Source organism: Alphaproteobacteria bacterium (genome assembly GCA_039980135.1).
Classification (GTDB): Bacteria; Pseudomonadota; Alphaproteobacteria; order UBA6615; family UBA6615; genus UBA8079.
Genome location: JBDXCV010000006.1, coordinates 269,134 through 277,709, shown reverse-complemented (window position 1 = coordinate 277,709; position 8,576 = coordinate 269,134). Strand labels below are relative to the sequence as shown.

Here is an 8,576-nt window from a genome sequence, read left to right as displayed (position 1 = left end):
GTCGTTGCCCGATCCGCCGGAGATCGTATCCTCGCCGCGACCGCCCTTCAGTTTGTCGTCGCCGCCGCCCCCGGAAATCGTGTCGTCGCCGTCGCGACCGTCAATATGGTCGCGGCCGCTCGTGCCAACAAGATTGTCGTCAGAATTCGTACCCTTGAGTTTCTTACTGTGACTCTTGGATTTGCTTTTCTTCGACATCGTCAATCCCCATTCCCAGGGGGCTGGCAAAACCCCCGAATTCCCGGCTCCACCGCAGAAAACCGGTGAAACAAATCGAAGTGCAATGGTACGTGGTGGATCGGGGTAAAAACAATGAAGATTCTGTTAATTGGTTAACGCGCCCCGGGCGGGAAGTTCCGAGCTAAGAATGTCGGTACGCCGGCCGCAGCGATGTCCGGGAAAATGGTGGGCCCGGCAGGACTCGAACCTGCGACATGACCGTTATGAGCGGTCCGTTCTAACCAACTGAACTACGGGCCCACATGCGCGTGATGCGGAACTCCTATAGCACAGGCCATCCGTCCTTCAAGACTGGCGACGGCGAGGCCCGACCAGGCCCCGCCGCTATGCCACGTCATGTGCAAGAACGCCTTACGGTCGACAGACGTAGTAGCAATTCTGCACGTCGTGGGAGAGTTCGTTCACCTCGACCGACCCGAAGCCCGCCTCGGTAAATATCTCGACCGCCTTCTGGCGACCCCACATGGCGCCGAGCCCCTGGCCGTCCTTCTGGGCCAGCGAGACCGTCATGCAGTGCATGCAGGAGATCGTGTAGAGCAACGTCCCGATCGGGTGATCGGCATTCTCGTGGACATGGCTTGAGCCGTTAATGTCTTGCGCCATATACACCCCGTCCACGGCGAGCGTCCGGCGGATACCGCGCACCATGGCGCGAGGGTTCCCTTGGTCATGCACCGCATCAAAGGTGGTCACGAAATCATATGCTCCCGGCGCCGCCTCCTGGTCGAATCTTGCGAGATCACGCACCTCGAAACGAAGGTTGCCCAGGCCACGCTCTTCGGTTTCCGCCGTCGCCCACGCCACCGCTTCAGCAGACAGGTCAAATCCGGTGAACTCGCTCGCCGGGTAACGCGCCGCCATGTCCATCAATGCGCGTCCTCGTCCGCACCCCAGATCGAGCACGCGAATGCCCGATGCGAGCCTATCCTGGATGCCGGGTATCAACGGCAGGATATCCGTCTCGAGCGCCGGCAGAACCGACTGACCACTGTCTTCGGCCATGATTTCGTGGAACCGGCCAAAGCGCTCATAGGGAACGCCGCCGCCATGTTCGAAACAATGGACGATGTCGCTCTCGACGCTGCCGAGTTCGCCAACATACTGGGCGAACACGGCCATGTTGTTCGGGGTCGCGGCTCGGGTCAGGCACCCTGCATGTTCGGGTGGCAGGCGATAGCTCGGAATATCTCCGTCGCACTCGACAATGCCACTGGTCACCATCGCGCCGAGCCATTCACGCACATAGCGCTCATCAAGACCCGCACGCGTGGCCAGGGCATCACTCGATACCCACGCACCGTCATCCAGCGCGTCAAACAATCCCGTGCGGTGACCGACGGACGCCATGAGGCAAGCCGCGCCGCCATTGAGCATTTCGACGAACCGTTCCTCGAAAGCCTCGGCGCGCGCCTGAGAAAAGGCTTTGTCGATGGGGGTGCCTCCATCAACCTCCTGAATTTCTGCAACTGACATTGTTCCATCTCCGTTTGATGTTTCGGTCCATATTTTTATACCGACCAGTTGGTATTGTTTAAACTAGCATGGCCGTTATGAGTCAATCGGATTTTTCCATACTTTAGTCGGATACCGTGGCACCACCCGAATATCAGCAGATTTTCCGCCTCATATTCGCGCCGGTGGACTTGCCGGTAACAAACCGAACAGTATATATTAGGAACAGTTAATTCGAATCGGCAGGAACAGATGCCCCGCGACGGCAAAATCACCCGCGACAAGATCCTCGACACGGCCGAGGCCCTGATCCTCGACCAGGGCTATTCCGCGACTTCAATCGACAAGCTGATCGACGCGGTCGGTGTGACGAAGGGCGCCTTCTTCTATCACTTCGACAACAAGGCCGCGCTCGCCTACACGCTTGTCGAACGGTTCGCGAAGGCAGACCTGACCTTGCGTGACGAGTTCCGGGCACGGGCCGCCAAGCTCTCACGCGATCCCCTGCAGCAACTCCTGATTTTCATCGGGCTCTACGAGGAATTGATGGAAGGTTTCGACGAGCCCTACCCCGGCTGCCTGTTTGCCTCTTACCTGTATGAGGCAAACCTGTTCGATGACCGGACCATGCAGGTGATCGACGACACCTATCGCGACTGGCGGGTCACGCTAGGCGGCATGATCGATACCGTTGCCGAGGCCCACACACCAAAACTACCGGTCGACAGCGCCGACCTTGCCGACATGTTCACAGGCACCATCGAGGGCGCCTTCATCATGTCGAAGACGCTGAAGGAGCCGAAGCTGGTCGCGGCCCAGGTCGGGCTCTATCGGGATTTCGTGGAGCTGTTGTTTTCGGGCGCGTAACACGACCACGATCCCCAACGAAAAAGGCCGGCGAAACCGCCGGCCTTATCTATTCTTTCAAAGCTGCAATCGATCTAGTGATCGAGGAAGCTCCGCAGCTTGCGTGAGCGCGACGGGTGCTTGAGCTTGCGCAGCGCCTTCGCCTCGATCTGCCGGATACGCTCGCGGGTGACCGAGAATTGCTGGCCGACCTCCTCGAGGGTGTGGTCGGTGTTCATGCCGATGCCGAAGCGCATGCGCAAGACGCGCTCCTCGCGCGGCGTGAGCGAGGCCAGTACCCGGGTCGTGGTCTCGCGCAGGTTCGACTGGATCGCTGCATCGACCGGCAGGACGGCATTCTTGTCCTCGATGAAGTCGCCGAGATGCGAGTCTTCCTCGTCCCCGATCGGCGTTTCGAGCGAGATCGGCTCCTTGGCGATCTTGAGCACCTTGCGCACCTTTTCGAGCGGCATGTGCAGGCGACCGGCGAGCTCCTCGGGGGTCGGCTCGCGGCCGATCTCGTGGAGCATCTGGCGTGACGTGCGCACCAGCTTGTTGATCGTCTCGATCATGTGGACCGGGATACGGATCGTGCGCGCCTGGTCGGCGATCGAGCGGGTGATCGCCTGGCGAATCCACCAGGTGGCGTAGGTGGAGAACTTGTAACCGCGGCGATACTCGAACTTATCGACCGCCTTCATCAGGCCGATATTGCCTTCCTGGATCAGGTCGAGGAACTGCAAGCCGCGGTTGGTGTATTTCTTGGCAATGGAAATCACGAGCCGCAGATTGGCCTCGACCATTTCCTTCTTCGCACGACCGGCTTCCTTCTCGCCCTGCTGGACGGTCTGAACGATCCGGCGCAGCTCGGAAATCGGCAGGCCGACACGCGCGGCGATCTCGATGATCTCCTTGCGGATGGCCCGAATCTCGTCGGCATTCTTGTCGGCGTATTTCTTCCAGCCCTTGCGCTTCAGCCGCGCGATCCTGCTGACCCAACGCGGGTCGAGCTCGTTGCCCATATACTCGTCGAGGAAGTCCGTGCGCGACACGCCGCTGTCGAGTGCCATGCGCAGCAACTTGCCCTCGAAACTCGTAAGCCGGCGGTTGAGACCATAAAGCTCGTCAACCAGGGCCTCGATCCGGCCGTTGTTGAGCCGCACCTGCTCCATATATTCGACGAGATCATGCTGCAGCTTGGCGTAACGCTTCTCCTGGGGGTTGGAGAGCTGGTCGGACTTGTTCTTCATGCCGGCGAGCCGCTGCTCCTGCAGCTTGCGCAGCTTCTTGTAGGTCTTGTCGATGGTGTCGAAGAGGCCCAGCACTTCCGGCTTCAGCTTGGCTTCCATCGCCGCGAGGGAGAGGTTTGCACCTTCATCCTCGTCATCATCGTCATTGTCGTTGTCGGCCTTCTTGTCGTCGCTGCCGTTGGCACCATTCGCCGCCGCACCATTGGCACGGTTCGCGCCATTGGCACCATTCAACGCCTTGGCGCGGTTGGCCGCATTGGCCTGTGCGCCGCCATTGGCCGAATTGTCTTCGCCCGGTCCGCCGCTGTGGGTCGCATCGAGGTCGATGACGTCGCGCAGCAGGATCTGTTCCTTTTCGAGCGCGTCGCGCCAGGCGATGATCGCACGGATTGTCAGGGGCGATTCACAAATCGCGCCGATCATCTTCTCCCGGCCGGCCTCGATCCGCTTTGCGATGGCGATTTCGCCCTCACGCGACAGCAGTTCGACCGAACCCATCTCGCGCAAATACATGCGGACAGGGTCGTCGGTCCGGCCCAGATCCTCGGCTCCCGTCGCGCGCGTCTTCGTCGCCGGTGCCGGGGCCACTTCCTTGGTCTCTTCCGGGGCGGGCGCGGCAGCTTTACCGCCATCTCCGGCAGCCTTCGCGTTCGTGTCGTCTTTCTCTTCTTCTTCGACGACGTTGATGCCCATTTCCGAAAGCTGCGCGAGGACGTCCTCGATCTGCTCGGAAGACACCTGGTCTTGCGGCAGCGTCTCGTTCAACTCGTCATAGGTGATGAACCCGCGCTCCTTGCCGCGCGCGATCATCTTCTTGACGCCCTGAACCGAGCCATCCATCAGCGGACCGTCGGGCGTGTCGTCACGCTCTTCGGTGGTTTCTTCCTGGGCTTCGTTACGTGCCATATTTTTCCCTCGCAGCGGCGGCGGACAATGCCGCGCTATCGCGCACTTGCCAAAATATTACTACAGACTACCCGCACCTGATTCTTCGCGGACCAACTCGAGAAGTCTTTTGCTACTCGTCTCGTTGTTGTCGTCCTTAAGTTCATTCGTCGCGTCAACTCGATCAGGGGCCAGGCGTTCCCGCCGGTATCGATACTGCCCCAGAATTTCATCCAGCGCAGCACGCGCATCGGCAATCGTCGCATCCGGCGCCGCAAAGGACGCCTGCCGGTACACTTGTGTATGCAAGACCCGTCCCAGCGCCACTTCGTGGCCACTCTGGATCAAATGGCGTTGCAGGTCCCGAGTGTCAAGCGCCGGCTTCGTGACCGCGAGGTTTAAGATTTCCTGCAGCAGGGTGTCAAGTTCCTTGCTTTGCAGGGAAATTTCGTTCAGCGGCTCCAGTGAGTCATGCAAAAGGTCAGGGTGATTGACCAGTGTGGCGACCAGCATCCGCTCCTGTTGCAGCTTCATTGCCCCGATATCGCCGCGCGCGCCGAGCCCGGGTGCCAATTCCGGGCGTTTCGGGCCGCCGCCGCGCGCCCCGAATTGCTGTTTGCCGGTCTTCGCGGGACGGGCGACAAAAAACAGGTCGCGCAGGCGCTGTCGCAGGCTCTGCTGGTAGTGATACTTGACCCCTGAATCTTCAATTTGTACCAGCCGGGCATTGATCCGCCGCTCCAGATCCGCGCGGCGTTCTGGCGTGTCATGACTGGCGGCGGAGACTTCGGACTGCCACAGCACATCCACCAGTTGGCGGGCACCCTTCAGAAGCGTCCGGAATCCCTCGGCGCCGCGCGCCCTGATCAGCGTATCGGGATCGTCGCCTGACGGCAGCGCCATGAACCGCAATGTCTTGCCCGGCTGCAACAGGGGTAGCGCCCGTTCCGCCGCGCGCAAGGCGGCCCGTTCACCCGCCGTATCCCCGTCAAAACACAGCACCGGTTCGTCGGCGACGCGCCAGATCAGCCTGATCTGATCTTCGGTCAGCGCCGTCCCCAGCGGGGCGACGGCATTGGGCAGGCCCGCCTGGGCCAGCGCGATCACATCCGTATAGCCCTCGGCGACGATCACCGTGCCGGCATCGCGCGACGCCTCCCGCGCCATGGTGAAGTTGTACAGGCTGCGGCCCTTGTGAAAGAGGGGGGTCTCGGGGGAGTTGAGGTATTTCGGTTGTCCCTCCCCCAGAATACGCCCGCCAAACGCAATCACCCGGCCGCGGCTGTCGGAGATCGGGAAGATGACCCGGTTGAAGAAATAGTCGCGCGGATTGCCGCCGCCCTCCGGCAGCTTGATCAACCCAGCCTCGACGAGTTGATCCTGGCGCAGGCCACGGGCCTCCATGGCCTGCAGTAGCCGGCCGCGGCCATCGGGCGCGAAGCCCAGACGAAACCGGCCGATCGTCTCGTCGGTGAACCCGCGGTCATGGAGATAGTCATAGGCTGCCCGCCCACCCGGCTGAGAAAGCTGTTCCTCGTACCAGCCGCACACCTGCTCGACCACGTCATAGAGGGTCGAGCGTACCTTGGCCCGTTCGCGTTCCTGCGGCGAGGATTGCGGCACCTCGAGACCCGCCAGGCCCGCGAGGCGCTCGATGGCCTCGGGGAAGCTCAGCCCGTCAGTTTCCATCGCGAACGAAATGACGTCGCCATGCTGTCCGCAACCGAAGCAGTGATAGAAGGCCTTGTCGTCATTCACCGTGAAGGACGGGGTCTTTTCGTTGTGGAACGGGCAAAGGCCGCTGAACTCGCGCCCCTTGCGGGTCAGGCGCACTTTCTTGCCCACGACTTCCGATACTGGAAGCCGCGCGCGCAACTCATCGAGAAATTGCGGCGGAAAGGCCATAAGCTATCTGTTCCAGGACTGCAACGGCGGACAGAATAGCCCTCTCTTCAGAGTCAGGCCCTGAGGATAATTAATTTTGTCGGGGACTAATTTGGCGTCCGCGCTCAGGCACCGAGACGCGCCTTGACGATCGCGCTGGCCTTGCCAAAATCCATCTGTCCGGCATAGCCCTCGCGCAGGGCGCCCATGACGACACCCATATCCTTGAGCCCGCCGGCTCCGACCTCGGCGATCACCTTGTCGACGGCCGCCTCGATATCGTCGTCGCCGAGCTGTTCGGGCAGGTAACGCTCGATGATGGCGATCTCTTCGGCTTCCTGTTGCGCCAGCTCCAAACGCCCGCCCTTCTCGTACATCGAAATGGATTCGCGCCGCTGCTTGACCATGGTCTGAAGCATCTGGAGGATCTCGTCCTCGTCGATCCCGTCATCGTTGCCCTTGCTGCGGGCCGCGATATCACGGTCCTTCAGCGCCGCCATGATCAGGCGAAGCGTCGAGACCGCACGCTGGTCTTTTTCTTTCAACGCAGCGCGGAGCGCTTCGGGAAGTTGTTCGCGAAACATGAACCATATGACCTTTTGCTGAAGCGGCAGACCGTAAAGGATTTAGTGTGTGAACGCAATCCGATCAACAAGACGTTAAGTTGCTGTTTTTTATACATTTTTTCTTTCCCACCCGCGCTTGACGACTCCCGCCCGGTGCCGTAAACAACGCGGCAATTTGCGCCCCTGACAGGTGCTCCCGGTCACAGGACGGTCGGTCCAGGAACAAATCTGCCCCGGCGGCCCCGCGATTGCGGCCCCGCCACCCCGAGGATCTGAAGACATGGCTGTTGCCGCGCCACAAGACCGGAGCCAACCCGAATGGGCGACCGGCGCATTGGTCCTGCCCGACGGTTCGGTGTTCTGGGGCCGCGGGATCGGCGCCACGGGTGTCGCGGTCGCCGAAGTGTGTTTCAACACGTCGCTGACCGGTTATCAGGAAATCCTGACCGACCCGTCCTATGCGGGCCAGATCATCACCTTCACGTTCCCCCATATCGGCAATGTCGGTGCCAACCCCGAAGACATTGAGACAACCACGCCCGCCGCGCGCGGCTGCGTATTGCGCGCCAACATCACGGACCCGTCCAACTGGCGCGCCGTCGAGCATCTGGATGCCTGGCTCAAATCCCACGGCATGGTCGGTATCGCGGGCGTCGACACGCGCCGCCTGACCCGGCATATCCGCGACGCGGGCGCGCCCAACGGCGCCATCGCCCACCAGCCCGACGTGCCGATCAACGCGGCCGCGCTTCAGGCGGCGGCGAGCGACTGGTCCGGGCTCGAGGGCGCTGATCTGGCCAAGGATGTCTCCTGCACACAAACCTATGAATGGACCGAAACACCCTGGGCGCTCGGCACCGGTCATGGCGAAATGACCGAACCGACCCGCCATGTGGTGGCCGTCGATTTTGGCGCCAAGCGCAACATCCTGCGATCGCTCGCCGGTCTCGGTTGCAAGGTCACCGTGGTACCCGCCTCGGCAACCGCAAAAGACATCCTGCGTCACAAGCCCGACGGCGTATTCCTGTCGAACGGCCCGGGCGACCCCGCCGCGACCGGCGAATATGCCGTGCCGACGATCAAGGCGGTCGTCGACGCAGGCGTGCCCACCTTCGGAATCTGCCTCGGCCACCAGATGCTCTGCCTGGCCCTGGGTGCGAAGACGGAAAAGATGCATCACGGCCATCGCGGGGCGAACCACCCGGTCAAGGATCTGGCCACCGGCAAGGTCGAGATCACCAGCCAGAATCACGGCTTCGTGGTGATCGAGAAATCCCTGCCCGCGAATGTGGAGATGAGCCACCAGTCCCTGTTCGACGGCACACTCGAAGGCATCCGGGTAAAGGACGCGCCGGTCTTCTCGGTCCAGTATCACCCCGAGGCCTCCCCCGGCCCCCATGACAGCCACCATCTGTTCGAGCGGTTCGTGGAAATGATCGACGAACGAGCCTGA

General features: G+C 61.5%; 7 protein-coding genes and 1 tRNA gene. 2 read left to right on the top strand and 6 right to left on the bottom strand.

Annotated features, from left to right (window positions below; genetic code table 11):
• The 3 genes from ABJ363_09510 to ABJ363_09500 form a co-directional block, all read right to left on the bottom strand.
• The coding region (locus ABJ363_09510) for a hypothetical protein (protein MEP4379223.1) at positions 1-198 on the bottom strand (198 nt) is incomplete at its 3' end.
• Positions 199-403: 205 nt separating this feature from the next.
• A tRNA-Met gene (locus ABJ363_09505) sits at positions 404-480 on the bottom strand.
• 111 nt (positions 481-591) lie between these two features.
• Positions 592-1,614: a class I SAM-dependent methyltransferase gene (locus ABJ363_09500; GenBank protein ID MEP4379222.1), complete on the bottom strand. Its 1,023-nt coding sequence runs from the start codon at positions 1,612-1,614 to the stop codon at positions 592-594.
• A gap of 330 nt (positions 1,615-1,944) precedes the next feature.
• Here ABJ363_09500 and ABJ363_09495 point away from each other — a divergent pair, with 330 nt between their 5' ends.
• A complete protein-coding gene (locus ABJ363_09495; protein ID MEP4379221.1) occupies positions 1,945-2,559 on the top strand; it encodes a TetR/AcrR family transcriptional regulator in 615 nt (204 codons plus the stop codon).
• 74 nt (positions 2,560-2,633) lie between these two features.
• On the opposite strand, the gene rpoD is transcribed toward ABJ363_09495, so the two are convergent.
• The 3 genes from rpoD to ABJ363_09480 all read right to left on the bottom strand — a co-directional run bounded on the left by rpoD (position 2,634) and on the right by ABJ363_09480 (position 7,141).
• Positions 2,634-4,694 carry an RNA polymerase sigma factor RpoD gene (rpoD, locus tag ABJ363_09490; GenBank protein ID MEP4379220.1) on the bottom strand — a complete coding sequence of 687 codons (2,061 nt, stop codon included), beginning with the start codon at positions 4,692-4,694 and terminating at the stop codon, positions 2,634-2,636.
• A gap of 60 nt (positions 4,695-4,754) precedes the next feature.
• The gene (dnaG, locus tag ABJ363_09485; GenBank protein MEP4379219.1) at positions 4,755-6,578 is read right to left on the bottom strand and encodes a DNA primase; all 1,824 of its coding nucleotides are present in this window, start codon (positions 6,576-6,578) and stop codon (positions 4,755-4,757) included.
• A gap of 104 nt (positions 6,579-6,682) precedes the next feature.
• On the bottom strand, positions 6,683-7,141 hold the full coding sequence (locus tag ABJ363_09480) for a GatB/YqeY domain-containing protein (GenBank protein MEP4379218.1): 459 nt from the start codon (positions 7,139-7,141) through the stop codon (positions 6,683-6,685).
• A 262-nt stretch (positions 7,142-7,403) separates the two neighbouring features.
• Here ABJ363_09480 and carA point away from each other — a divergent pair, with 262 nt between their 5' ends.
• Positions 7,404-8,576, top strand: coding sequence for a glutamine-hydrolyzing carbamoyl-phosphate synthase small subunit (gene carA, locus ABJ363_09475; GenBank protein MEP4379217.1), 1,173 nt, complete (start codon positions 7,404-7,406; stop codon positions 8,574-8,576).

What these genes read in the sequence shown, in the direction of transcription:
- dnaG (MEP4379219.1), bottom strand. Translation starts at nt 6,578, where the DNA reads ATGGCCTTTCCGCCGCAATTTCTCGATGAGTTGCGCGCGCGGCTTCCA.
- ABJ363_09480 (MEP4379218.1), bottom strand. Translation starts at nt 7,141, where the DNA reads ATGTTTCGCGAACAACTTCCCGAAGCGCTCCGCGCTGCGTTGAAAGAA.
- ABJ363_09495 (MEP4379221.1), top strand. Translation starts at nt 1,945, where the DNA reads ATGCCCCGCGACGGCAAAATCACCCGCGACAAGATCCTCGACACGGCC.
- carA (MEP4379217.1), top strand. Translation starts at nt 7,404, where the DNA reads ATGGCTGTTGCCGCGCCACAAGACCGGAGCCAACCCGAATGGGCGACC.
- rpoD (MEP4379220.1), bottom strand. Translation starts at nt 4,694, where the DNA reads ATGGCACGTAACGAAGCCCAGGAAGAAACCACCGAAGAGCGTGACGAC.
- ABJ363_09500 (MEP4379222.1), bottom strand. Translation starts at nt 1,614, where the DNA reads ATGCTCAATGGCGGCGCGGCTTGCCTCATGGCGTCCGTCGGTCACCGC.